Raw genomic sequence first — 26,234 nt, 5'->3', positions numbered from 1 at the left:
TTTTTCAGCAGTTTTTGCGCAGGCAGGGAGATGGGATATATCATGGAGGCACATGTAAAAAAATCTTTAGCAGATTGGAAAGAAGAAATAGGTGGTCTGTTAAGAGATATTGATCGGGAGTACGAACAAGTAAAGAAAGAGCTTCAAATTTATTCTTATAAATTTAGTATTACAAAACAGGTGGTCCAATCCACAGTTAACGATGAAATTATTCGCACAATCAGGGAGATGTACCATAAACCATTTGAGCAGAAATTTACTCAGTTAAAGGAAGATATCAAGGATTTGGAAGAGAAGAAGAAGGTCTTTCAAATGTTTGTAGATAAAATTGATAAAGTGAATACCCAGGAGGAACACAAACCTTTTACCGCTATCCAATAAATGTACATATAAGTTAATAGTTACAACAAAATGGCTGCCGTTTATGCAGCCATTTTGTTTTAGAAGCAAAGGTCTTGTTTGTCCATGGGAACTTTATTAAGCCTTTTTCTAAATTCACACAAGTAATTGATGTCTACCCTGAATAAAAAAAGGTACCCAAAAGGATCTTGCCTGCATATCCTGACAGTAAACCCTCAATAGAAAAACATTAGTGATTAAAAATAAGAGAAAATGTTAAAACTTACGACAACACTGCAGGAAAAATTTTTCCAACAAAAACAGTTGCAGGAGGAGAAATGATATGTGTGGTAATTGCAGGAATAACAGCGGTTTTCTGAGCGATAAATTCCTTTTTATTCTTTCTGATGACCTTATTGAAAAATGTAATGGTCTAGGTATGGGTGTTGTTTTTAAAGCGGTATTTGATGGTGGAATAGCATACAGGATTGATTGGGACCAGGAAGTGGAAGGAGTAGAGCATGACCATTCCATCTTCACATACAGACAAGTTGAGAGGGCTGTCAACACGGGTGACTTTATTATTATTAATGATTTTGAGCATGGTAAAAGTCCTAGCATTCCTTAATGAAAAGAACTTAATAGTTAACTAATCCAACAAATAATTGCTGAAAACGAACGGTAACTCAATTTTTATCATATGCCTAGACAGTCCAAGGTTTGGAACTGTCTATTCTTCGTGCAATCCATTAATCAGTCGTCCCAAATAAAGAATTTATAAAATTGCACGAGATATATAAGATTCCACAAGTAGATGGTATTATTGCAGTTATACATACTATTCTGCGGGGTGTTTATGATGGATAGAAAGTTAAAGATTGTAGAGGTAGAATTGGTTGATGCGTACCAACAGCAGCTTTCCGAACTTTTGGTTAGTGTGGTGGATGACGGTGCATCCGTAGGGTTTTTGCCGCCGCTTTCCGAATCAGATGCAGCTCATTACTGGACAAGCGTACTGGCACCTGGAGTTATTTTGTTTATTGCTGAGATTGATCATGACATTGCAGGAAGCATTCAATTGCAGCTATGTAAAAAGCAAAATGGCAGCCATAGAGCAGAAATAGCAAAATTGATGACTTCTCCAAAATACAGGAGGATGGGTATTGGCCGGGCATTAATGAACAAAGCTGAAGAAAGAGCGAAAGAAGAGGGCATTCGTCTTCTTGTACTCGATACCAGGGAAGGAGATCCATCTAATCACTTATACCGATCCATTGGATTCATAGAAGCGGGGCGAATTCCAGGCTATGCGTTGTCTGCAAATGGAAGCTTGGATGCTAGCGTTTTTTATTATAAAAGCCTTGTTTCTAATGAATAGTAAAGTTTAAATTATAATGAAATATATAACAGAAAAAGCTGCAGCGTGCCGCAGCGTTCAGGTAGTTGACAAAAGGGGGTTCGAATGGAAATGTTCCCAAACCCTTTTGTCAGTTCCTTTTTTACCTAATTAATTGTCTTTTTCACAAGATGGGCGACCAAAATGTACCGCTGTGGGGCTGACCCTATATAATCAAAAGGATAGCACGTACTCACAGTCAAAGTAGCACGCGGTTTTGGAACGATGACAGTGCGGTCATTTTCATCTACAATCCTGACCTTATTTACTCTGTATTGGAATTCACCGGCCTTTGTTTGAACGATTAAAATGTCGTTTATTCCTATTTGGCCCAATTTTCTAAAAACAGTGTCACGATGACCTGACAAGACAGAGTTATCTTTCTCACCAGGAAGAACACTCCCGGCAAAGTGTCCTACCCCCTTTGCTAGTTCATCCTCGTTAGTACCATGATAGATAGGGAGAGTAGCATTCAATTTCGGAATAAACAGTTTACCCATTTTTTCACCAATTTTCGGCCTTACCGGGTAAAGTTCCTCTTTATCCTGGGATTGGTTTACTTTAGGTTTCTCTGTATCAGGATCATTTTTGGTCTTTGCTTCAACAGAATGATTGTCAGGGGAAGTTTTGTAGATGAAATACCCATAAGCAAATTTATACAGATTTGCGGAAGACAGCAAAACCCCAATGAACATTAGCAGTAACGGCAAAGCAAGAAGAATCAACCGTTTTTTGCGGTTGATTCCTTGTTTTTTATTGTTCATTTCTATGCTTTCCTAACATGACGGAAAACAAAGAATCCAGCTAAAGCGATCAACGCTCCAAGAATAGCATTGGAAATATAGTTAGTAGCTGTTTTTGGAAGCTTTGCTCCTTTAACTGTCTTCTGCTGTGTACCTTGTTTTAATTCGGAATGTTTCTGCGAAATTCTAGGGCCTGCTGGCTGAGAAAAAACCTGTTCTGCTTCCTGTGCTGCCTCTTCCATTTGTTCGCCTGTTTCAGTCAGCGTTTCGGAATCTACTAGTGCCTCAGAGACAAGGAGGTCAGCCAGAAACTCTCCATCTGTTGTGTAAAGGCTCACCTTTAATTTAGCGCCTTTTAATTCTTCCAGGAAAATCAAATCAGCAAATGATATTGCTGTTTCTTTGTCATTTTTTACAAGGCTGAAGCTCGCCTTTAACTTAAAGATGGACAGAAATTCATCATAAATGGAAGATATTTCTGCAATGTCCTGTGCAGATAGATCGCTGGCAGAATCAAACTCTTCAAAGCGCATCATCCGTTCAGCCAATTGATCTAAACGTTCCATAGTCTGCTCGTCGGAAAGTGTACCCTCCAACGATTCAAGATGCTTCTCAATCCTGTTTAATTCGTCCTCTGACAAACCAAACTCTTGTTCAAAGATTGGAAGCATATCAGCCGCAAGCTCTTCATCAAGACCGGGTAGATTGCCATCTGTATATTCCCAAATTGCTTCATCTAATTGATCAATGAAAATGTAATCCGACAGGTCTTTGTTGTGTTCTTTCAGTATATCTTCAATTGCTTGCCTATCAAGACCATAATACTCATTAAATTGATCAAGGTTGCTTAAATCAGACTTAATGACTTCTCCCAGATAATCGCTTAGATCATCCACGGTTTCAAACGTATCGAGACTATCATCAAAGCTGGCAAGATAGTCTTCAATATTTTTCTTAGTAATATTGAGACCCCTAATTTTACTGATTTTAGAGATAAAATTGCTTAAATCCTGATCAAAGTTAGGATCGCGCTCGAATCGGTACAATTCAATGGCATCATATAGGTCATATAAAAAAACGTAATCGCTTAATTGTTCACCATTATCGATAAGTAATTTTTCAATCCCTTTTTGGTCAAGACCAAAATCTTCAGTAATAAGATCCAGATTGCTCAGATCTTTTTTGATAACTTCACCTAAAACATCCTTTAAATCACGAATACTATGATAATCACTTAGGGATTCATCATAGGCAGCCAGAGATGCTTCAATATCCTCTCTTGTAACGTCAAAACCCCTGGTTTGAGAAACCTTCTGTAAATACGAATCCAGCTCCTTATCAAAGCTGGAAGGCTCAGCTGCCATGATAAAGCCCGGAAATAAGCCTATTAGCAACGTTAAAGAAATCAAAAATACCCCAAGTTTCCTCATGCTGTTCTCCTTTTTGTTTTATACATTTCCTGAAAATTATAATTTACTAGTATATCTTTAATATATAGGTAATGTATGCCATTTATAGGAGTTTGGCAGAATCGAGGAATTCATGTAATTTGTTATGACAGTGGAAATCACTATTATATGGGGAGAACTGGACTCTATAGTCAAGTCTTGTCAGATAGTTTTTATGCTATTTATCAAAAAGCATCTAGATGAGGAATAATGCCTATTTTCAATGAATCATAAATTAATACATAATATTAGGGAATGTTTCTTGCTTATAATGTTGGTATATATGACAAAATATAGTATATTTAAGTTTGGAAAACTTATCCGTATTCCTTCTATTTTACTATAGGGTAATTCTTAAGCATACGCTTTACATAAACTGCTTTCCATAAAATGGCTGGATGGGTTTATAGTAGTTGTTTTAATCTGAATATTCAGTAGTGTTATAGTATCAAGACATAAATGTTTGATAGTTTAAATTGTGCTGAATGTCATTATTTTTTTTGAATGATTTTCTGAAATGATGCAGAACAGAGGGATACTCAGCTATACAAAGAAAAATTGCGTAAGTAGTGTAAATCTTAATCCATTATTACATATCGGAGTTTGGGGGAATCATTTTGCTGTTACAAAATCACAATTGTCTTCTTTGCCAAGTTGAGTCTATTTGGAATTCCGGAGGAGACCCGCTTGCCCACTATGCAAAATGTAAAGACCATGATCGCTCCACTCATATTTGTGAAGATAGTCCATCTTCCCTCGATGCGGCTTTGGACCTTTTGGAAATCATACCATTTCGGAATTTAAATGCAGCAATAGTGCCAGCTCAATTAGCCCTTCAAATAACAGAAAAATTAGGCATTGAAGCTTTGAATATGCGTGCGAGACTAATTCATGCGGATGTCATTAGCAGGCAGGGCAGAGTTGCAGATGGAGGACGAATCTTTCACGAGGTAAACAAATGGGCCCATGAACAACAAAATCGTCATGTGATGGCATGCAGCCATCGTCAGCTTGCTAGTTTTTATCGGAGAATCGGGGACAATACCAGTGCTTTTGAGCATGCAGTACGGGCGCTGGACTATTCGCCGGATACGATGCTTCCTTATACCAGGGCAGAACATCTGCTTATCCTTTCCCTCACTTTGGATGAAAACGGTGCCTATGATGATTCAGCGCAGAGGTATCAAGAAGTGCTCAATATTGCAAAGGACGCGGGGGATTATGAACTTTCTTTAATCACCCTAAATAATATGGCTTTCACTGCTTATGAGCTAAATGACGCGGCAGTTGCCCTGGAGCTTATGGAGCAATTGAGGCAGCTATCACAAACATACAAGATTCAGCTTGATGCTTTGTATTTGGATACCATTGCACGAATAGAAATTTTATTAGGACGGCCCGCTGACGCTGAAGTAACTTTAACTCCTGTATTGCATGACCTTACAGGCAGGCTGTTAATTGAATTGACATCTTTGCCGGAATGCCTTTTAACTGCTGTTACAGCGCAAAGGCTTCAGGGGAAGCTTGAATCGGCCCAAAGCACCCTGGATAAGGCAAGGCATATTTGTGAAGAGCATGATTTGTCCGTCCTTAGAGTTCAGGTTAGGCTGGAGCAAGCCCAGCTATTTGCTGCAGCTGGCCGTTACCGGGAGGCGTATGAGGAGCATCGTTCATTTCACGCTGAAAATGAAGAACTACGCCTGGCAGAAAGGGAATCACGTTCTCGGATCCTGCGTGGGTTAGTCGATGCAGAGGAAGCACGACGTGACAGTGAACATTACCGCGAAATGGCTCTTCGTGACCCTCTTACGGGCCTGCATAATCGAAGATATATTGATGCGCATCTTGAAGAACTCATTGAAAATGTGGCATTAACAGGCCAGCCATTAAGTGCTGCAATCATTGATTTAGATAATTTTAAACAAATTAACGATACCTTGTCCCATGAAGTGGGAGACGCTGTTCTGGTTCACTTTGCTAAAATCCTGACAGTTACTGTAATGGAAACAGCTGAAGTGGCACGAATAGGGGGAGAAGAATTTGTCATCCTTTTTCCTGAGGTAAGTGAAGATGCAGCATTCCGCAGTGCGGAGGAGATTAGAATGGCAGTGAAATCTGCGAATTGGAGAACTATTACAGGAGAGTTGCCGGTAACAGTAAGCATCGGTGTCTGCACGGTCAGAGGCAGCAATATAAATCGGGCGCAGCTGTTGTCTGCAGCTGACCAAAATCTATATTCAGCAAAAAGAACCGGCAAAGACAAAGTTATTGCCACCAGCCTTAGTTAAATAGCTACATAAGAAAAGAAAGCTCATCTGGACTCGGAAGCTTTCTTTTTTTAACTCCAAATTACAAAATGAAAAATATTAATTACTTATCAGTTCCGAGGAAATCAGCTGGGTAAGTAATTGGATTTCCAAACCAATTTCGTTTTTTACCCTTAGCTCCTTACATCTATAATAATCGTCGATTAATCGACCAATTTCTTTTAAAAATATTTGAGCTTCGTAATTGCTTATCATAATATTTCTCCTGATGGACTTTATAAGTCTATAGTACTATAATCTGCGGTGTTAGTGAATTTTTTAATCTCAACAAAGACAAATTTCTGTTATAAAATGTCTTATTTTGTTTTCTGGATGTATTAGATAGTTCAAGGGTGCCGGATAGCGACAGTGAGTTTTGTAAAAGTTATGCGCCAGCACCACTGGCTTCAGCGGAAACGGGACAAAGGCATGAGTGCCACACGCCTTAAGGTTGCACTGCTGAAGTCTGTCGAATTTCTGTTTCTGATGCGCGCCCTAGCCCGATGCTTATGAGAAGAGCTGCTTAGTTCATCTTGTTTGTTAGTAGCAGACATTTGTTTACCTCCTTTACTATTTAACATATCCTGTTTGGCTGAATTTATGGCCGGCTATTTTTTAGATCTATACGCCTTGATAGCATGAAGAGGTAATTGGAGGCGGACTGAAATACAGGATAAGAAATAGAAATTTACATTTGGGACAAAGAATTGAATTCTGTATCAATGGAATCCCTAATTTGTTAAGTTATGAGTGCATCTGCCTGAATGCATCCTTCATTTCTTTATTGAAAACACCATGTGTCTTCTGAAGAAAACTTTTTTATTCGCCTTCTGTATAAAATTATGAATACAGGCATTGGTTGCTTCCATAACGCACTTTGGAGTTTAGAAACAAGAGGTGTTTTTGAATCAATACTCTTAACAAATTATCCATTTAAGGTATAATAGTCTAGTGTATAAAGCCAGCATCTTCAATAAAACATGTATAAAATATTTATTTTGAAGACAGCAGGTAATTGTTTTAAATCATATCTAAAAAGATTCATTGTTGAAAGAGAGTGAGACATATGGGCCGTAAATGGAACAATATCAAAGAGAAAAAGGCTTCGAAGGACGCAAATACAAGTCGTGTTTATGCAAAATTTGGGCGTGAAATTTATGTTGCTGCCAAGCAGGGGGAGCCGGATCCTGAATCAAATCAGTCATTGAAGTTCGTACTTGAGCGTGCTAAAACCTATAACGTGCCAAAAACAATCATTGACCGGGCCATAGAGAAAGCAAAAGGCGGTTCAGAAGAAAATTATGATGAACTTCGCTACGAAGGATTTGGTCCAAGCGGCTCCATGGTCATTGTCGATGCATTGACCAATAACGTCAACCGTACCGCTTCCGACGTACGTGCAGCATTCGGTAAAAATGGCGGAAACATGGGAGTCAGCGGTTCAGTAGCATATATGTTTGACGCCACTGCCGTGATCGGAGTCGAAGGCAAAACAGAGGAAGAAGTACTTGAGCTATTAATGGAAGCAGATGTGGATGTGCGCGATGTACTGGAAGAAGAGGGTTCTGTCATAGTATACGCAGAACCTGACCAATTCCATACGGTCCAGGAAGCATTCAGGACTGCAGGAATAACTGAATTCAGCGTTGCAGAATTGACAATGCTGGCGCAAAGTGAAGTAACACTTCCTGAAGATGCACAAGTGCAATTCGAAAAAATGATTGACGCTTTAGAAGATTTAGAGGATGTTCGCCAGGTATACCACAACGTAGACCTTGGAGAATAAAGACAGGGCAGGCCTTCAACAGGCCTGCTTTTTTTTGAAGACAGCAGGCTCGTATTTTTACATGCTGTTTGTCCTAAAAAATTTTAGTGAAGGCAGATAAATAAATGGGCAAATAACCCATCAATATTTAAACCTCTTCAACATTAGATAAAGAAAAGACCTGAAGAGGATTGATGGTAATATGGCTAAAAGATACAGAGGAAAAACCCTTCAACCCCTTCCTGCAAGAGGGAGAGGCCAGTGTCCATTATGCGGAAGCACAGGAATTAAACTCCTGTATCCACATAAGAAAGAGCAAAGTGAAATAATCCAAGTATGTAAAAAATGCAGAAATAAGTAAATTAAAGGAGTTGCTGATGCAGCTCCATTTTTTTAACCAATACATATAATCGGTCTTCAAAAGAGCTCTATGTGTTTATTGTGCTTAACAGGTAATAAAGGGTAGCCAAACCATTTACTCCAAAAAAATAAAACCATGACCTGTTGTGTAAAATAACAAGGCGGGAATGCCGTACATAAAGTTGTTCAAATTAGCTACTAATGGATCAATATGGCACATTGGGACGTGATTTATTTTTGTTATCCAAAAAATTGTGCAAGTGTACAAACGAAGGAGGATAAAACATTATGAAAAAATGGGACAAACAATTTATTGGAGGAGAATGGCGTGATGGTAAAGGCCAAAGAGTGTATGAGGATAAGAACCCATACAACGACGAGACACTAGCAGAAATCCGCCTTGCTAGCTCAGATGACATTGATGTAGCTTACCGCTCAGCACGGGATGCACAAAAAAAGTGGGAGGAAGTCAATGCGTACGATAAAGTGGCTGTCATGGAAAGAGCGGTGGATTTAGTTAAGCAAAGACGGGATGAACTCGTTGAAATATTAATTGCAGAGAATGGCGCTTCTCACACAAAGGCACAGATAGAAATAGACGGAGCCATAGGGATCATGAAAGAAGCAGCTACGTTTCCTCTTCGGATGCATGGCAAAATCATGCCTTCTGTGATACCTGGGAAAGAGAATAGAATATATCATAACCCAGCAGGGGTAGTGGGAATTATCAGTCCATTTAATTTCCCCTTCCATTTAACAATGAGGTCATTGGCGCCTGCATTGGCGGCAGGGAACGGTGTGGTAATTAAACCCGACCTGCAAACGATGATTTCAGGTGGATTATTCATGGGAAAGCTGTTTGAAGACGCCGGGATTCCAAGGGGGTTGTTAAACATAACCGTATGCAGTTCTTCGGAAATCAAGGATGCCTTTGTAGAACATCCAATTCCCCAAATTATTTCCTTTACCGGATCTACCCCAGTGGGCCGACATATTGGAGAACTTTGCGGCAGGCATCTAAAAAGGGTGGCGCTGGAGCTCGGCGGAAATAATGCTATGATTGTGCTGAAAGATGCGGATGTGGAGAAGGCTGCAGGCTCAGCAGCCTTTGGAAAGTTCCTGAATGCCGGCCAGATCTGCATGTCTCTGAACAGGATTATTGTGGAGCGTCCCGTTTACGAGGAGTTTGTTAAGGTATTAGTCGAAAAGGCATCACAAATCAAATATGGGGATCCTGCAGATCGAGATGTTGTTGTCGGTCCCCTGATTAATAACAAGCAAGTAGGCAGGATTCAGGATTTAGTTGATAAAAGTATTGAAATGGGAGCCAGGTACGCACTGAGGGGAGACACAAAGGGGAATGTTTTTCCTCCAACAATCCTAGTGGACGTAACCAATGATATGCCGATTGCGCAGGAGGAGATTTTTGGCCCTGCAGTGGGAATTATCGTTGTAGACGACGAATTAGAAGCCATAAAAGTTGCTAACGACAGTGAATATGGTTTAAGCGGGGCAGTCCATGCAGGTTCAATAGAACATGGTGTAGAAGTTGCAAAACAAATTGTGACAGGAATGATTCATGTAAATGACCAGGGAGTGAATGATGAACCGATTGTTGCCTTCGGAGGTGAGAAAGCCTCAGGTTTGGGTCGCTATGGCGGGGAATGGGCCTTGCATGAATTTACCACGACTAAATGGATATCTGTTCAGACTATGCCTAGGGAATATCCTTTCTAGCATGCTTTAGACTAAAGGCTACAGATTGTAGCCTTTTTTAATTTCCTATTTTCGACAATATCCTAAGTATCATTTTAAAAAATACAAAACGACATCCTTTTATCAAAAAAGATTACCTGTAAGGTAATCTAGAATCCATTTTTAAGTATCATTGCGTTTTAGAGGATCAATCCTTTTAGAGTCTTCGATTTTAAGAGATCTCTTTAACACATACAAAAAACCACCGCTAAGGAAACCAAGGCATAAAAGAAAACCGATCGTAACCGCCCACATATAAGCCAATGGTGTATCCCTCCTTTTATGGATGTATATGCACCGGCGGGTAAAAATAATTCCCGTTTTCATCCTTAGTTCATTAATAGAAGTGAGATAAAAACATGTAATTGATGCTTTTGTACATAAAAAGCAAAGTATTCATAGTTATGCAGAGCTTGAATTGAAAAACCAGCAATCTAAATGTTACTTGCCTGCAGTAATATGCCAAAAACGAACACTGTTTAAAAATAGTTCATTTGTACCAGGGATTTCATCATATTCCACTTGATGACTAACGGGAGTATTATAGGAGGTATGATTTTAAAGGAGTGCGAGAAATGAGTATGTCAAGAATGGAGAACAAAAGAATAAAAAGAGGTACAGCAATTAAAAACTACATAATAAAGAACATTTGGAAGAATGATGATTATATTGTAACTCTGGATATAGAGCTCGAGAACGGGGTTGTCCTAAAGGACGCGAAGATGGAGATAACCAAAGAAGAAATTTTGGAATGGAGACAGTATGAAACCGGAGAAATTCAGGATTTAGTAAAAGCTGCACTTGGTTTTTATTACGGTGATTAGTATTTTTGCTGTTGAAGGACTGTTGCTTTCTTTAATGAAGGTGCGAATTAGTTTCCTCTATTCCAGCTCTTTCTTGTTAAAGACTGCATTACTATACTCTGGAAGTCAGCGCGTATTCTGTGAACTTTTTCATCCATAGGACTCGGTTAAGACAGTATGGAATCCTATGGATGGAATTTACAAAGTGTTACTCAATCGTTACCTGGTAAAAAGTCGTCTTAGTCGCTCAAAAAAAACATCGTTCTTTTCGTTCCTGTTTTTTGATTCTTTCACATTTTGCAGGGAATTCCTGATATCTATCAAACCGCTGCCGTAATACTGATCAACCCCGGCTGCTCCAAGGTCATAAGAAGTCCTGCCAATATTTTTCATAATATCGGTATTCTTCAAATCCGGATTTTTGGATTTGATTAAACCAGCTAATGCGGCTACATGCGGGGAGGCCATAGATGTGCCTGATAATGCTGCATACTGCTGATGAAAATAAGTACTTGGAATTTCGACTCCAGGTGCAGAAACATCCACATGTTCACCGAAATTTGAAAAGGGTGCGCGGTTTCCCTGATAATCCACCGCTGCGACGCTTAATACTTCGGGATAGGCTGCAGGATAACTTGGCTGATCGGTATTATCATTGCCAGCAGCTGTGACGATGACTACATTTTTGCGAAAAGCATATTGTACTGCTTCATGCATTACCGCAGACGGCTGGTAATTCCCCAGGCTTAAATTAATGACATCAGCGCCATGGTCAGTGGCCCAAATTATCCCTTTAGCGACATCAAATGTTGTACCATATCCTTTGGCTCCCATTGCCTTTACCGGCATGATTTTGTTGTACCATGTTAATCCTGCCACACCGCGGGCATTATTCGTTTCTGATGCAATGATTCCGGCTACATGCGTTCCGTGTCCATTGTCATCATCCGGAATATGGTTATTTGCCAGAACATTATACCCGCTCGTAAGTCTGCCCCGTAAATCTGGATGATGTAAATCTACACCGGAATCGACTACTGCTATTACGATATCCTTGCTGCCGCGCGAAATATCCCATCCTTGCTCAGCCTGTATAACAGGAAGGTTCCATTGATATCTGCGTCTGTATAAGGAATCATTAGGCACATTCCGCTCATTTTGAATATATAAGTAATTTGGTTCAGCAAATTCAACATGGTTGCTTCTGTTAAAATACTGAAGAAGATCGTTCGAATTAAGGGTATTCGATCGGAATACAATCGATGAATTGAATGTTTTGATGGCTTCACCCTTAATGTCCTTCTCTATTTTCTGCAGTTCTTGTGTACTGGGATAATCTTTAAATTTTACGGTAACTTCATTTTCATGATAATGGCTTTCATCTACTGCATTGTGCTTAACCAGTGTGATATGAGGATGTGCACGAAGATGCGTTTTAATGGATGCTCCATCTTCAAGACTATTGATGCGGAGGATCTCCTGTGTGGCGCCGTCCTGCAATAGTCGAGGCGGGGATGAGCTGAACCGGTTTGCAGTCCCATTCTCCTGATTTTCGGTATTATTTCCGCCTAACCAAATTAGATAAACTGCCGCAAGACAAAGAAAGATGAATGCGGATATTAATAGGGTTCTTATTCTGGCCATGTATGTACAGCTCCTTGGACCATTTTTGTTATTATGTTGTTTCTTTACAGGTTTTTTAATTATGGGAAAAAGTGGTGTAACGAGATTACAAAAGCTCCTGAATAAGTTTCTCAAAGAAAGCTGATACAAGAGGAGTACATTTCACAACAATCGAGGGGAATAATAGTAAGGATTCTTTCATCATTATTTGGGAGGTGGAGGTTTGAGCAGTGTGAAACTTGAAATTCTAAAACAAGCAAGGGACATGGACAGACATGTAGAATATTCTAAGAAGACAAAAGACTCGGCAAAGGATAATATAAACGGCCCGTCAGTTTCTCTCGCAAAAGGCTCAAACAATTCATAAGCCTTACCGCTTTGGTGGTTGGATTTTCCTGTTTGCCAGGCTGGACAGTCCATAGTTTTAATAATACATGAATGAGCGAAAAGAAAGAGACTAAAATCCAGGAATCCTTTAAGGGTTCCTTTTTTATTTTTTGTAAATTAGAAGGGACAGTGTTTCAAATAATGGGAGTAGTGGTATAAATTTCAAGAAAATTGTGACATTTAGTCAAATCCCGAAAGAGAGGTAGTAAACATTGAGTATTTATCGAGTCATGTTGTCATTTACAGTCATTTTATCTATTTTTATGTTCAGTGATGTCAAAGCCATGTATTTATTGGGATTAGCTGAAAATGATTTCTTGGCAGAACAGGGTACACCGCCTCCCGGTGCAAATATTCGCTCATGCAGGCCATCACCAGAACATCCAAATCCCATCGTGCTCGTACCAGGGACTTTCGAAACCATGGACAGGAATTGGGTAAACCTTTCACCTATTTTGGCGGCTGAGGGGTATTGTGTATATTCCCTAAATTATGGCCGTACAATTGCCGGGCCTTCCACCGGGAAAATTGAACACTCTGCTGAAGAACTAAATCAATTTATTGAAAAAGTGTTAGAACATACCGGAGCTAAAAAGGTTTCAATTATCGGTCATAGCCAGGGAGGCATGATGCCTCGCTATTATATGAAATATCTAGGCGGTGCCAAAAAAGTGGATGACTTGATCGGCCTTACTCCATCTAATCACGGGACAGAAGGTGCAGTTGGCCTGGGTCTTACTTTGACAGCAACAGAATTGGCTTCTTGTACTGCTTGTGTCCAACAGAAGGCTGGTTCAGAATTCCTTTTAAATTTAAATGATGGGGAAGAAACCATTGGAACCATTTCCTATACCGTAATAACAACAAAGACTGATGAAATTGTAGTCCCGTATACATCAGCGTTTCTATCCGGTCCAGAAAAGAGATTGATGAACATAACACTTCAGGATTATTTCCCTCTAGACATGACAGGGCACCTATTGATTGCTAATGATCCAAATGTATTTTCTTTTATCTTTGATGCCCTGGAATATGACGGTCCTGCAAATCCGGCAAGGGCTCTGTTAACGGCCCGATAACCATATGTAATGTTATTGCATTCACTTTGTAATCAGTCAATTTGTACAGCTAATAGGAGTATATGAAAAGGAATTATGTTGCTTTACATTTTAGTTTGAATAATACATTATTGATGATTTTTGGATAAGCTCGGGATTTATATATTGAAATGTTTAGCATGGAAGAGATACGGAGTTCATAAATTAAAATATATTGTAAAAATGATAAAATCGGGCTGTCATCATTTTCTGTTTTCATTCCAACACAGGCAAAAATAGAATAACAAACATACTAATAAGAGATAAAGACAGGCACGGAGCCGGTCCTATCTCTTTTTTTCGTTTTTGTAAAGAAATTGTGCATTTCGGACTGAACAATCTTTAATAAAGATATTTTAGGGGGTTAAAGCTTGGAGAAGAAAAGTTTGAATTTAAAAGGTAAGACAGTTGCTTATCTTGAGGCAGGCAATGCAGATGACGTGCCAGTACTTTTTCTTCATGGTGTTCCGGAAACAAGTCTCATTTGGAAGGAAATTCTGCCGGCTATAGCGGCAAATGGATTTCGCACGATCGCACCCGATTTACCAGGGTTTGGCAACAGCGACTGTTTTGATGAGATATCCACTTGGGACCGGTATGAGCAATTCATCTCAGAGTTCACAGAGATGCTAGGTTTGGAACAGCTGCATCTCGTCGTACATGATTGGGGAGGATTGATAGGTTTGAGCTGGACATGTGAGAATCTGGATAGAGTGCTAAGCTTGATTATATCTGATACTACCATTTCAGATGAATACAAATGGCACAAGCTAGCCCAGATATGGAGAACACCTGGCGCAGGTGAACAATTGATGAAGCAAATAGCGGATTGGGATGCTTTCCGTACTGGTATGCAGCCAGCCGTACCGTTCGCAGATACGGCCACATTATGGGACTTTTTTCAGGTATTCCGTACACCCGAATCAAGTTCAGTAGTACTTCAGCTATACAGATCAGCCACTATGGCTAAGGTGACGCAGTATAAAGGTAAACTGTCCAGCTTTAAACAACCAGTTTCTATCATTTGGGGAGAAAGTGATTCTTATATTCCTGTAGAGTTTGCATTCAAACTAAAAAAAGAGAGCCTTCCGCAAGCTGACATACATTTGATAAAAAATGCCGGGCATTTTATCCATTTGGAGCAGCCGGATAAAGTAAAGTCTTTACTAAGTCAACACTTAGATGCCTTTAAATAGCGTATTTTTATTATTATACAGGGACTTTTCATAAAGCTAAAAAATAAAAATTTATGCAGTGTATATCAAATCCAATAAAAGAAACGAGTGGACGGCAAAAATTATGAAGGATATTATATCTATTGAAGATTTTGATATGTTCAGAATCTGTAATGAATTTTTCCTTATGGTAGTCCTTAATTTGGACCTAAAGCCGAAAAAGAAAAAAGAGACCATTTTTGTACAAATAACTCCTGATGTTGCTGAATCCTTGCTACACACAATGAAGTAAAGCCGAAGCTCATCTCCAAAACAAAACGGTTCAGGTTCATCTGTTACAAATATACACCCTTCTAAACTAGCTTATAAGCCAATTTATCCTTAACTTCGTACATTTATCGGAGGCTGATTTCGTTACGGAGGAATAAAAATTGGTCGAGGGGCTGAAGCCAAAAGGCGGATCCGGGCCAACTGGGAAGTTATTAACAGGAAGCCTCAAACAATTCCAAGCAGACCCGCTAGGTTTCCTACTATCCGCTCCAGGCACTCGCTTTCCTTAGTGCAACCAGAAGGGGGAGCCTAGTCTGCGTGTTTTCCGCCTGTGCGGTATATAGATGGTACCAAATGAAAGTCCCCAATCTTTAGTTTTGTATTCATCGCTGTTTTGAAAGGAGCTAATTATTAACGTTTTTGAAATTCTCTCCTTCATAGGGGATTTTTACTACAACATACTTTGAAGGAAGAATAATCACGTAAAACGAATCTTTTAAAACAAAAAAGGATGAAATATACAATTGTCCCTGTCCAATTCATCTATTTCTGCATAGTGTATTAACACGATAGGAAGGAGGGACGCCGACTGTCTTTTACTTTTCCTAGTGATGAAAAATGATTGGAGGGTCCAGATCATGAATGTGAACAGTTTATTTGACCTGTCCGGCAAAACAGCGATAGTCACGGGAGGCAGCCGCGGACTGGGCAAACAGATTGCTCATGCTTTGGCAGAAGCGGGAGCAAACATAGTAGTATGTTCAAGAAATATAGATGCATGCAAGGAAGTTAGTGGACAATTGAAACAAATTGGCGTCGATTCGATTGCTTGCAGCTGTGATATAAGCAAAAAAGAAGACGTAGAAAATGTTATTAATGAAACGATGAAAGTCTTTGGCAGGCTCGATATTCTCGTGAATAACAGCGGGATATCATGGATTTCACCGGTTTTGCAGTTACCGGAAGAGAAGTGGAAAAAAGTTATAGACGTTAATGTTCATGGAACATTTTTATTCTCACAGGCAGCTGCAAAGGTCATGGTCAAGCAAGGGTATGGCAAAATAATCAATATTGCATCCATTGCAGGCCATGGTGGTACCTCACCCGATGTAATGGAGGCTATCGCATATAACACCAGCAAAGGTGCGATCATCACATTTACAAAAGACCTAGCCGTAAAATTGGCGAGACATGGTATACAGGTTAATGCGATTGCACCCGGATTTTTCCCCACGAAGATTACAAAGAAAGTATTGGAAGAATCAAATTTCGATATTGCTCTTAATATTCCTGCACGACGGTTCGGAAACGATACAGATTTAAAAGGGGCAGCTGTGTTTTTGGCGTCAAGTGCTTCAGATTATTTAGTCGGACATGTACTGGATGTAGATGGCGGAATAACAGCTACAGCCTAACGTTTACAGAAAGGATAGTATATATGGACGAAAAAACGAAAAGATCTGTTTTCTATGATAGCCTAAAAAAAATAGGAACCAAAAAAGAAGAAGAATTGGATCGTATAATTCATGATATAAACAATAAGGATTTTATCAAAATGGCAAGCCGGCGTGCAAATAATTTTGGACAAAAAGTCAACCGTATGAACGAGTCCATGGAAACAATATCTTCTATCTTGAATTTTTCTACAAAACGCGATATGGCAAATGTGGCCAAAATGCAGGTCCAACTGGAGGAAAAAATTGATCGCGTAGAGCAATTGCTACGACATCTAAAGACAAATGGAAATACTGCGCAAATTTCTGGTTCATCACAAAATAAGCATGAAGCCAAGAAAGAACGAAAAGAAAAAAATAAACCGATTTTTTAATAAGCTGCTTGAAGATTACTCAGGTCTCCAACAGAGGAAAGATATAGGATGAACCAAATAAAGTAAATAAAGCAGCAAAAATCGCGCCAGGATAAAACCAATTGGCAATTTGTATCAAGTAAGGACAAGACTCTGAGCTATTGAGCAAGGGACATACAAGTATAAATAATGACGGACGTTTGCCGGAATATATTAAAGAATGGCTGCCAGAGCATTCAGACCTTATTAACCAGCTTCAACTTTAGAGTAACTAAGGAGTATTACACTATAAATTATACGCAGAGGTCCGGATGTCTTTTGAAACTGAAGCAAAATGTAATTAATAAGTATTCTTTAAGTTTAGGAAAATGTCTGTGACCAAAAAGGACAAGTTTTCATATTATATATTAAATGATTTGAGAGGGGGGATAGATCATGTCAAAACGCAGAAGAAGATTGCTAAGGGCAATCATTGATTTTAAACGTGAAATCTTGGAGGAAAAAAGAGAATTTTTGCGGGAACTAAAAGAAATTATCCGTTAATAAACGGTATAACCAGTTCCATCAAACAAACTAAAAAAATGCTTAATGAACTGCATCCCCAATTGCTACAAACCTATCAATTGGAGGTGCAGTTTTTCTATGTCTAAATATTCTTTTGTATTATAGTTAAGGCACCAATTTAAGGTGATAGAGCTAGTAAAGATGGCTGGTTTTCCACGCATCACTTATTTTTATTGGATAAAACAATGGATCCACCAGATAAATACAAGGAAATAAAAGAGTTAATCGAGCAGATTTTTAAACAAATTCAAGGACTTTGTGGTTACCATATTATTACATTAGAATGCGTGATAAGGATATGTAATGAATCATAAAACGGTCCTTCGTCTAATGAGTGAGCTAGGGTTAAAGTGTATCGTTCTAACGAAAAATATCAGTCATACCAAGGACAAGCCCTGTATGATAAATGATTATATCTTACACCCATTTTCTTTGATCCAATCTTTAAAAGGATCCCCTCGTCGACGATAATTGCCTAATGCTACGAAAATGGACTGTTTCTCTGTTAAGGATTGAGCTTATATTGATTTTTAAGTAACGGAGCACCCAATTTTTCACCCTATCTATACCCCAATAAAAGTGGATAATAGATTCAATTGTTATTCCAAAACAATTAAAAGCTTTATTCAGAAGTCGTACGGTGCTAAACAGATATCAAATAATGCCAGGCAGCATTCTTTCTTAACAGTTTGGATGTACATACCCAATAAACATTTACGGCTTATACAATAAATATCACAATAGCGTTTTGGCAATTAGTCTTCTATCTCTCAAAAAAATCATAAAATGTCTAATGCTTTAAAACGTTTGTTCAATAAAGTGTATGCTATTTTATAAAAATATTATTAAATAATATTTCTTCTGTGAATCCAGAAGCTTGGAAATTAATACATCACATCCTAGATTACAGTTGCAGAACTTGATAGCGATTGTCACTTAATAGATAGCCATTGCTTTGATATTCGCATTTAGAAATCAAAAAATCTGCTACTAAAGACGAAAAAAATGGCAATATTCTTGTAATCCAGTGCTTACATTTAAATTTTTTGTTGCCTTTTGATACAAAAATAGAAGCTTCACAAGCCTTAGTAAAACCGCGTTTTACTAATTATTATTTTAAAAAAATAATCAAACTATTTAGAAAATTATTGTAATTGTAGGTATTTCCTCATAAACTATTATATAAGCGAGCGAGAGAGAGATTGAAAAAGAGGTGAATGGAATGACTGAAACTCCTTTATTAAATGTAGAAGGGTTAAAAACTTATTTTAAACTAGAAAACAAAAAAGTAGCAAAGGCTGTCGACGGAGTGGACTTCTCGATATACCCTGGCGAAACCGTAGCTTTGGTGGGAGAATCTGGCAGCGGAAAAAGTATAACATCACTATCAATCATGAAACTTATCGGGAAACCCGGAAAAATTGAAGGCGGGAAAATTCTCTTTAGCGGAAAGGATCTCATCGATTTAAACAACAAGCAAATGTCCAAGGTGCGGGGAAACGAGATCGGTATGATTTTTCAGGAGCCAATGACTGCCCTTAATCCGGTTTTTACAATCGGAAATCAAATAGTTGAAACACTTGTTAGACACAAGCAAATTTCAAAAGCTACTGCCAGGAAAAGGGCAATAGAACTTCTTAAAGTTGTCGGTTTCCCTAGAGCAGAAGAAACCATAAATGAATATCCCCATCAGCTGTCAGGAGGTATGAGGCAACGGGCGATGATTGCGATGGCAATTTCTTGTGACCCCAAGCTCCTGATTGCAGATGAGCCGACAACCGCCCTGGACGTAACCATCCAGGCTCAAATTTTGGACTTAATGGATGAGATGAAGCACAAGTTTAATATGTCCGTACTTCTAATCACACATGACCTGGGAGTAGTCGCGGAATACGCCGATCGCGTAATGGTGATGTATGGCGGACAAATTGTTGAATCTACGGCAGTCGAAGAGTTGTTTGAGAATCCTAAGCATCCATATACGAGAGGCCTTCTGGATAGCTTGCCAAGCTTGGAAAAAGAGGTAGATAGACTGGGTGCCATTAAAGGAACGGTCCCGCCTGCCTACAATTTTCCACAAGGGTGCCGGTTCTCAGATCGCTGTCCTCATGTCATGGATAAGTGCAGGCAAGCTAATCCCGCATTGTTAGAGGTTGAGTCAGACCACAAAGTTCGTTGCTATCTGTATGAATAAGGAGGATTAATCCGTGTCAGTAATTCAACTTAAGCCCGAAACCAAGATAGACCAAGATTACATATTGGAAGCTAGAAATATAAAAAAATATTTTCCTATCAAAGGAGGCATCCTGAAAAAGACAATTGGACATGTGAAGGCTGTAGATGGTGTTTCCCTCAATATTCTGCGGGGAGAGACTCTTGGAGTGGTTGGCGAGTCTGGTTCTGGCAAATCCACACTTGGCCGTGTTCTCCTGCGTTTAATGAATCCGACAGAGGGGCAAATCATATTCGAAAATCAGGATATTTCCAATTTTGGCAATAGGCAGCTCCGTCCTATAAGGCGTGATATGCAAGTTGTGTTTCAGGATCCATATGCTTCCCTGAATTCAAAGATGAGCGTACAGGAATTAATAGAGGAGCCTTTGCTTGTACAAACAAAGATGAGTAAGAGTGAGCGGAAGGATAAAGCTATCAGCCTATTAGAAAAAGTAGGCCTTCGTGCAGATGCAAGACTCAAATATCCTCATGAGTTTTCCGGTGGACAAAGGCAGCGTATCAGTATAGCCCGGGCATTGGCTCTGAATCCTAAGTTTGTGATTTGTGATGAACCGGTATCAGCACTGGATGTATCCATTCAGGCCCAGGTTTTGAACCTGATGGCGGACCTTCAAGACGAATTTAACCTGACCTACTTATTTATTGCCCACGATTTAAGTGTTGTTAAACATATTAGTGACAGGGTTGCTGTTATGTATCTAGGACGAATTGCTGAAATTGCACCAAAGAAAAACCTCTATGATACTCCGCTTCATCCATACACCAGGGCACTTTTGTCAGCTGTGCCTTCAACAGATGTAAGAAATAGGCGCGAAAAAATTATTCTAAAAGGTGATTTGCCAAGCCCTTCTAACCCTCCATCGGGATGTGCGTTCAGAACCCGCTGTCCACATGCACATGATCTTTGTGCTGCAGTCCGCCCAGAGCTGTTGGACGTTGGCAATGGTCACTACGTAGCATGCCATTTATATAATAAGCCAAATTGAGAGTGAAAATGGCTTTAAAGGGGGTGGTTGCTCTAACATCTGCTTGTCACAATCATTTAGATAAAAAAGGGGTGTAATGGTTTGAAATTAAAGAAAAGTTGGTTAGTATTGCTGAGCTTTGTGCTAATGCTGGGAATTCTCGCAGCATGCAGCGGAGGAGGAAGTGAAGAATCTTCTTCTGAATCAGAGGGTGGCGGAAATAGTGAAGAAGCAAGTGGAGAACCACAGAAGGGCGGTACTGTAACTGGGGCAATGGATTCGGCTCCGGCAGGTATCTTTAACCCGATTTTCTATGGAGATGCCTACGAGTCAAACATTATCAATTTTGTTTATGAAGGTCTCGTGACTCAGGATAAGGACCTAAAGTTCATTCCGAAACTAGCAAAAGAATGGAAATTGAACGATGACCAGACCGAGATTACCTTTACGCTTCAGGACAATGTGAAATGGCATGATGGACAGCCGTTTACTGCAAATGATGTAGTGTTTACTTATAAGATGATGGCAAGCCCCGGTTATATCGAGGCTGGCGGAATTCGTATGAATTATGTCCAGGCATTGCTCGGTTACGAGGAATTTAGTACTGGCAAGAGTAAGGACTTCCAAGGCGTTGTTGCCAAGGATGACAAGACTGTCGTATTTAAATTCGCCCAGCCGAACGTAAAGGCTTTGGCAGATACTAGCTTCTATATCATTCCTGAGCATATCTTTAAAGATATCCCACTGGATAAAATGCCGGAAGCTCCTGAATCGAGGGATGCTGGCAAGGTGATCGGAACTGGGCCTTTCAAGTTCTCTGAAATGGTTCAAAACGAGCAGTATGTTCTTGAAAAGAATGCTGATTATTGGAATGGAGAACCATATCTAGACAAAGTTGTCTGGAAAATTGTAGACCAGGCAGTTATCCTTGGATTGCTTGAAAACCAAGAAATAGATTTTGTATCTGATCCAAACGGCTTCCAGGCTGCTGACTATGATACTATCAAGAGCTATCAACACATCAACATAATTGAACAAAATGACTTTGGATATCAAATTTTAGGTATGATGCACAATCATCGTGCAAAGGGTGATAAATCCCTTGATCCGTCAAAATGGACAGAAAATAAAAAGCTGTCTGACAAGCGAGTCCGCCAGGCAATTGCATACGCTATTAATCGCGACGCCTTGGTCAAAGGATTATTAAATGGCCGCGGTGCGGTTATCAACGCGCCTATTGCGACACAATTCAAAGCTTATGATGACAAAAAACCAAATCAATACAAGTTTGACAAAAAGAAAGCTGAGAGCCTTCTAGATGAGGCTGGATATAAGGATAAGGACGGAGATGGCTTCCGTGAAGATCCAGATGGAAACAAGTGGGTTCTGAACATGAACTACCCATTAGGAAACCAAATCCGTGAGCGTTCTGCCCCGATTATCCAGGAATTCCTTCAGGATGTTGGCATCAAAATCAATCTTCGCCAGCCAAAAGAGGTTGGAGCACACTTTGAAGACCTTGAGCATAATGCACAGGATTGGGATCTTTATTTAGCAGGGTGGAGCCTTGATTCTCTAGATCCGGATCCAAGCGGCATCTGGTCTTCGACTTCTGCTTATAACTACCCTAGATGGAACAATCCTGATGCAGATAAACTACTAAAAGATGCTGTCAAGCCTCCAGAAGCATTTGATGAAGCTTACCGCAATAAAGTATACAGCGATTGGCAGGTAATGTTCGGAGAAGATCTTCCTTCCCTGATCCTTTATGCTGCTAACAACCTGTGGGCGTACAACAAACGAATGCACAATGTAGAGCATCTGCCAACTACATTTGTTAATAACCCAGAAAAATGGTGGGTTGACCAAAAATAATATTTATTTAAGAAAAGAGCGTTCGGTATGGCGCCGTTGCGCTCTTTTCTTATTAAACATGAATGGAGGGGGAATTGATGGCTAAATATGTCATTCGAAGATTGATTATTTTTATCCCCATGCTTTTTGCACTAACAATCATAGTGTTTGCCCTTATGCAAGCTGCTCCTGGCGATCCATTTTCCGGAAGGAATCTTGACCCGAATGTGAGCGCTGAACTGTATGAAAAACAAAGGGAAGCACTAGGGTTAAACGATCCAATGTACGTTCAATATTTCCGCTGGCTTTCAAAGACCGTACAGGGTGATCTCGGAGAATCGTACATCAATAGAGGGAAACACGTTACTGATTTAATTGGTGACCGGATAGGAAACACATTCTATTTAGGGGTCACTTCTTTATTAATTACCTTAATAGTTGCAATACCCATTGGAATATATTCAGCACGGAAACCTTATTCTGTCCTTGATTATGCCACCACCGGCTTCAGCTTTTTTGGATTGGCTGTACCGAGTTTTTTCTTTGGACTTGTTGCCATTTATGTCTTTTCTATTAAACTGGGATGGTTTCCATCGCAAGGTACAGTTACTTCCCCGGGCTTGGAGGGGTTCGAGTTATTTAAAGACCGACTACACCATCTCATCTTGCCTAGCATAACGCTGGGGCTTGCTGGAACGGCTACCTATATGCGTTTTATGCGTTCTGAGGTCTTGGATGTGCTTGGAGCTGATTATATTCGAACGGCTAGAGCAAAAGGGATGACTGAAAACAGTGTATTATATAAGCATACGCTTCGAAATGCAATGATTCCTATCATTACCTTGCTGGGTTTTGAGATAGGAACTTTATTGAGCGGCGCGATCATAACAGAGAGTGTGTATCAGTACCCTGGTCTGGGAACATTGTTTATCAGCTCTATCAGCAGCCGCGATTACCCGGTAATTATGGCTATCAACTTAATGCTTGGATTCTTTGTACTGCTCGGCAACCTATTAGCCGACATTTTCTATAGTATTGTTGATCCAAGAATCCGCTATGATTGAGGTGAAAAATGATGCAACAACTTAATCCGCAAGAAACCATAGAAACAAATCCGGAAATACAGCCGTTGTCCCAGGAGGAAAGAGGGAAAAGTCCATTTCAGATCGCTCTTGGGCGATTTATGCGGAACAAGCTGGCTGTTGCTGGAGTAATCGTTTTATTACTCATCATCTTAGCTGTAACCTTTGCTCCATTATTAACTGACCACAGTCCGACCAAATCCAACCTCCTGTTGGTGGAACAGCCGCCAAGTGAAGAACACCCGCTTGGAAATGACAGTTCCGGACGGGACATTTTGTCTCGCTTATTATATGGAGGACGCGTTTCATTAATCGTTGGCTTCAGTGCAATGATATTCACCCTTTTTATCGGGGTAACGCTTGGTTCAATCGCAGGTTATTATGGGGGAATCGTTGATGCAATTATCATGCGTGCCACAGATATGATGTTATTGCTGCCATTTTTGGTAATAGCACTAACAGTCGTCTCCATCATGGAAAAAGTAACGATTGGGATATTCGTCGCTATTATCGCATTAACGTCCTGGCCAAATTTAACACGGATTATCAGGGGGACATATTTAGCTTTACGCGAGCAAGAGTTTGTCCTCGGGGCCAGGGCGATTGGGGCAAGTGATTTCAGGATTATCTTCAAACACTTTATCCCAAATGCTATCGGTCCGATCGTGGTAAATGCTTCTTTAATGATGGCTACGTATATCATAGTGGAATCGGCATTGAGTTTCATTGGTTTCGGAATACCCCAGCCAACACCAACATGGGGGAATATGATTTCAGAGGCACAAAGCTTGAGGATTTTGAGAAATAGTCCTGCAGCATGGATACCACCAGGACTGGCTATTCTATTAACAGTATTGTCCATAAACTTTATCGGTGATGGCTTGCGTGATGCCTTGGATCCAAAAAGTAATAGAAGATGACGTATAAACCTGCTGGGGCACTACGGCAGGTTTTTATTTTTTAATATAAGAAAATATTCATATTACAAGGTAAACTTTTTTCTATGATAAGGAGGTATAGCGAAATCAGCAGCAAAAATAAATAACATAATTCTAGGCCTAACGCTTACATCCCTTTTTAGAAAGCAATCCTGTTTTACAATTTTTTAATTCACCTGATAAATATAGTTGATAAATAAAATAATTTAAGTTATAATTAAATATTTTGAATGGAATTCGTATAAACTTTATGTTAAAAATTAGTTGAGATAACTACCTCTTATGCATTTTTGGTAGTGTATTGTTTTTACATAGGGAGGAATTAAGATGAGTAAAAAAGGTATTAAAATGCTTGATCTCATTATTGAGCATTCAGGAAATCGTACAACATTTCACCCAACTTTGGTGTGGGATGAAGACAATGCGATTTTAATTGATACAGGTATGCCCGGACAGTACGGACAAATTATTTCAGCAATAGGTGGAGCGGGAGTACCGAATGAAAAATTGACCTCTGTCATAATTACTCATCAAGACTTAGACCATATAGGAAGTTTACCCAGAATTTTAGAAGAGAGTACCCAATCAACAATAACTGTGTATGCGCATGAAGAGGATAAACCTTTTATTGAAGGGGATCTCCCTTTAATTAAAACAGATCCCAAAAGGATGTCCGAAGAAAAATGGAATGCAATCCCTGAATCACTTAAGACTCTATACGCGAATCCTCCAAAAGCTAAGGTAAACCAAACATTAACGGATGGGGAAATACTGCCTTGTTGTGGAGGGATAGAAGTTATTTTTACACCGGGACATACGCCAGGACATATCAGCTTGTATCTTCATGAGTATAAAACACTGATTGCCGGTGATGCCATGGTTAGCAGGGACGGGAAGTTATTTGGTCCTGTCAGAAGAAACACTCCAGATACCGAAATTGCAGTAGAATCATTAAAAAAATTCTTAAAATATGATATTAGAGAAGTCATTTGCTATCATGGGGGAAGGAGCAGCAAGAACATTAATCAACAAATTGAGGAACTAGTAAAAATGGGTCAAGCAGCGGTCCTGGACATGTAATTCCTTCTCTTATAATATGGGTTCATAAAATTGAATACGAATCATGCAGTAACTTAAATCAGGTGCAAATGTGTTAGATTGGTGTTTTTACTGAAAACAAGATGAACTCGATCAAGCTAAAACACCCGCAATTAATACATCAACCCTTATTCTAAATGAGCCTTTTATAATACAAACTATGGGTATGATGGTTAGTTTGTAAAGATATGTAGCCAGTTTAAAAATATCTAGGAAGAATCTTG

General features: G+C 39.6%; 25 protein-coding genes. 19 read left to right on the top strand and 6 right to left on the bottom strand.

From position 1 onward, the window contains the following. The first annotated feature begins 42 nt into the window (after positions 1-42). The 3 genes from V1500_RS13395 to V1500_RS13385 all read left to right on the top strand — a co-directional run bounded on the left by V1500_RS13395 (position 43) and on the right by V1500_RS13385 (position 1,717). The gene (locus tag V1500_RS13395) at positions 43-381 is read left to right on the top strand and encodes a hypothetical protein (RefSeq protein WP_409299908.1); all 339 of its coding nucleotides are present in this window, start codon (positions 43-45) and stop codon (positions 379-381) included. 301 nt (positions 382-682) lie between these two features. Beyond that, a complete protein-coding gene (locus V1500_RS13390) occupies positions 683-967 on the top strand; it encodes a hypothetical protein (protein ID WP_409299907.1) in 285 nt (94 codons plus the stop codon). 231 nt (positions 968-1,198) lie between these two features. Continuing rightward, positions 1,199-1,717, top strand: coding sequence for a GNAT family N-acetyltransferase (locus V1500_RS13385; RefSeq protein ID WP_409305987.1), 519 nt, complete (start codon positions 1,199-1,201; stop codon positions 1,715-1,717). Positions 1,718-1,842: 125 nt separating this feature from the next. Here the strand turns inward: V1500_RS13385 and V1500_RS13380 are convergent, their stop codons facing one another. Beyond that, positions 1,843-2,505: a class D sortase gene (locus tag V1500_RS13380; RefSeq protein WP_409305986.1), complete on the bottom strand. Its 663-nt coding sequence runs from the start codon at positions 2,503-2,505 to the stop codon at positions 1,843-1,845. After that, positions 2,502-3,908 (bottom strand): processed acidic surface protein, encoded by a 1,407-nt coding sequence (locus V1500_RS13375; protein WP_409299905.1) that lies wholly within the window; start codon positions 3,906-3,908, stop codon positions 2,502-2,504. Before V1500_RS13375 ends, V1500_RS13380 begins: the two co-directional genes overlap by 4 nt. A gap of 635 nt (positions 3,909-4,543) precedes the next feature. Between V1500_RS13375 and V1500_RS13370 the strand changes: the two genes are divergently transcribed. Beyond that, positions 4,544-6,214, top strand: a complete 1,671-nt coding sequence (locus V1500_RS13370; RefSeq protein WP_409299904.1) for a diguanylate cyclase — start codon at positions 4,544-4,546, stop codon at positions 6,212-6,214. A 78-nt stretch (positions 6,215-6,292) separates the two neighbouring features. Here the strand turns inward: V1500_RS13370 and V1500_RS13365 are convergent, their stop codons facing one another. Together V1500_RS13365 and V1500_RS13360 are read right to left on the bottom strand one after the other, a co-directional pair. Then, complete coding sequence (locus V1500_RS13365; protein WP_409299902.1) at positions 6,293-6,448, bottom strand: hypothetical protein; 156 nt, start codon at positions 6,446-6,448, stop codon at positions 6,293-6,295. A gap of 191 nt (positions 6,449-6,639) precedes the next feature. Beyond that, positions 6,640-6,786 carry a hypothetical protein gene (locus tag V1500_RS13360; RefSeq protein WP_409299901.1) on the bottom strand — a complete coding sequence of 49 codons (147 nt, stop codon included), beginning with the start codon at positions 6,784-6,786 and terminating at the stop codon, positions 6,640-6,642. Positions 6,787-7,298: 512 nt separating this feature from the next. Between V1500_RS13360 and V1500_RS13355 the strand changes: the two genes are divergently transcribed. Next, positions 7,299-8,018: a YebC/PmpR family DNA-binding transcriptional regulator gene (locus V1500_RS13355; RefSeq protein WP_409299900.1), complete on the top strand. Its 720-nt coding sequence runs from the start codon at positions 7,299-7,301 to the stop codon at positions 8,016-8,018. 627 nt (positions 8,019-8,645) lie between these two features. Next, on the top strand, positions 8,646-10,094 hold the full coding sequence (locus V1500_RS13350) for an aldehyde dehydrogenase family protein (protein ID WP_409299898.1): 1,449 nt from the start codon (positions 8,646-8,648) through the stop codon (positions 10,092-10,094). 141 nt (positions 10,095-10,235) lie between these two features. Here V1500_RS13350 and V1500_RS13345 read toward each other — a convergent pair whose 3' ends face one another. Next, complete coding sequence (locus tag V1500_RS13345; RefSeq protein ID WP_409299896.1) at positions 10,236-10,376, bottom strand: hypothetical protein; 141 nt, start codon at positions 10,374-10,376, stop codon at positions 10,236-10,238. 311 nt (positions 10,377-10,687) lie between these two features. On the opposite strand from V1500_RS13345, the gene V1500_RS13340 reads away from it, so the two are divergent. Beyond that, entirely contained in the window at positions 10,688-10,936 is a 249-nt protein-coding gene (locus V1500_RS13340; RefSeq protein WP_409299894.1) for a hypothetical protein, read from the top strand. A 198-nt stretch (positions 10,937-11,134) separates the two neighbouring features. Here V1500_RS13340 and V1500_RS13335 read toward each other — a convergent pair whose 3' ends face one another. Further along, positions 11,135-12,559, bottom strand: a complete 1,425-nt coding sequence (locus V1500_RS13335; protein ID WP_409299892.1) for a S8 family peptidase — start codon at positions 12,557-12,559, stop codon at positions 11,135-11,137. 202 nt (positions 12,560-12,761) lie between these two features. Between V1500_RS13335 and V1500_RS13330 the strand changes: the two genes are divergently transcribed. The 12 genes from V1500_RS13330 to V1500_RS13275 all read left to right on the top strand — a co-directional run bounded on the left by V1500_RS13330 (position 12,762) and on the right by V1500_RS13275 (position 25,992). Further along, positions 12,762-12,905, top strand: coding sequence for a hypothetical protein (locus V1500_RS13330; protein WP_409299891.1), 144 nt, complete (start codon positions 12,762-12,764; stop codon positions 12,903-12,905). A 232-nt stretch (positions 12,906-13,137) separates the two neighbouring features. Then, the gene (locus V1500_RS13325; protein WP_409299889.1) at positions 13,138-14,004 is read left to right on the top strand and encodes an esterase/lipase family protein; all 867 of its coding nucleotides are present in this window, start codon (positions 13,138-13,140) and stop codon (positions 14,002-14,004) included. 389 nt (positions 14,005-14,393) lie between these two features. Next, positions 14,394-15,218 carry an alpha/beta fold hydrolase gene (locus V1500_RS13320; RefSeq protein ID WP_409299887.1) on the top strand — a complete coding sequence of 275 codons (825 nt, stop codon included), beginning with the start codon at positions 14,394-14,396 and terminating at the stop codon, positions 15,216-15,218. A 103-nt stretch (positions 15,219-15,321) separates the two neighbouring features. After that, a complete protein-coding gene (locus V1500_RS13315; protein WP_409299885.1) occupies positions 15,322-15,489 on the top strand; it encodes a hypothetical protein in 168 nt (55 codons plus the stop codon). A gap of 616 nt (positions 15,490-16,105) precedes the next feature. Next, on the top strand, positions 16,106-16,882 hold the full coding sequence (locus tag V1500_RS13310) for an SDR family oxidoreductase (RefSeq protein WP_409299883.1): 777 nt from the start codon (positions 16,106-16,108) through the stop codon (positions 16,880-16,882). A 23-nt stretch (positions 16,883-16,905) separates the two neighbouring features. Next, positions 16,906-17,295: a hypothetical protein gene (locus tag V1500_RS13305; protein WP_409299882.1), complete on the top strand. Its 390-nt coding sequence runs from the start codon at positions 16,906-16,908 to the stop codon at positions 17,293-17,295. A gap of 1,765 nt (positions 17,296-19,060) precedes the next feature. Continuing rightward, a complete protein-coding gene (locus V1500_RS13300; RefSeq protein ID WP_409299880.1) occupies positions 19,061-20,032 on the top strand; it encodes an ABC transporter ATP-binding protein in 972 nt (323 codons plus the stop codon). A 22-nt stretch (positions 20,033-20,054) separates the two neighbouring features. Beyond that, positions 20,055-21,059 (top strand): ABC transporter ATP-binding protein, encoded by a 1,005-nt coding sequence (locus tag V1500_RS13295; RefSeq protein WP_409305985.1) that lies wholly within the window; start codon positions 20,055-20,057, stop codon positions 21,057-21,059. Between the two features lie 81 nt (positions 21,060-21,140). Continuing rightward, positions 21,141-22,913, top strand: coding sequence for a peptide-binding protein (locus V1500_RS13290; protein WP_409299879.1), 1,773 nt, complete (start codon positions 21,141-21,143; stop codon positions 22,911-22,913). A gap of 77 nt (positions 22,914-22,990) precedes the next feature. Beyond that, positions 22,991-23,956 (top strand): ABC transporter permease, encoded by a 966-nt coding sequence (locus V1500_RS13285; RefSeq protein WP_409299877.1) that lies wholly within the window; start codon positions 22,991-22,993, stop codon positions 23,954-23,956. 11 nt (positions 23,957-23,967) lie between these two features. Further along, positions 23,968-24,894 (top strand): oligopeptide ABC transporter permease, encoded by a 927-nt coding sequence (gene opp4C, locus V1500_RS13280; RefSeq protein WP_409305984.1) that lies wholly within the window; start codon positions 23,968-23,970, stop codon positions 24,892-24,894. A gap of 339 nt (positions 24,895-25,233) precedes the next feature. Then, a complete protein-coding gene (locus V1500_RS13275) occupies positions 25,234-25,992 on the top strand; it encodes an MBL fold metallo-hydrolase (RefSeq protein ID WP_409305983.1) in 759 nt (252 codons plus the stop codon). Positions 25,993-26,234: the final 242 nt, after the last annotated feature.

The organism is Peribacillus sedimenti (genome assembly GCF_046237635.1).
Taxonomy (GTDB): domain Bacteria; phylum Bacillota; class Bacilli; order Bacillales; family DSM-1321; genus Peribacillus; species Peribacillus sedimenti.
The sequence above is the reverse complement of the archived record's forward strand: the minus strand, read 5'-3'. Positions and strand labels throughout refer to the sequence as shown.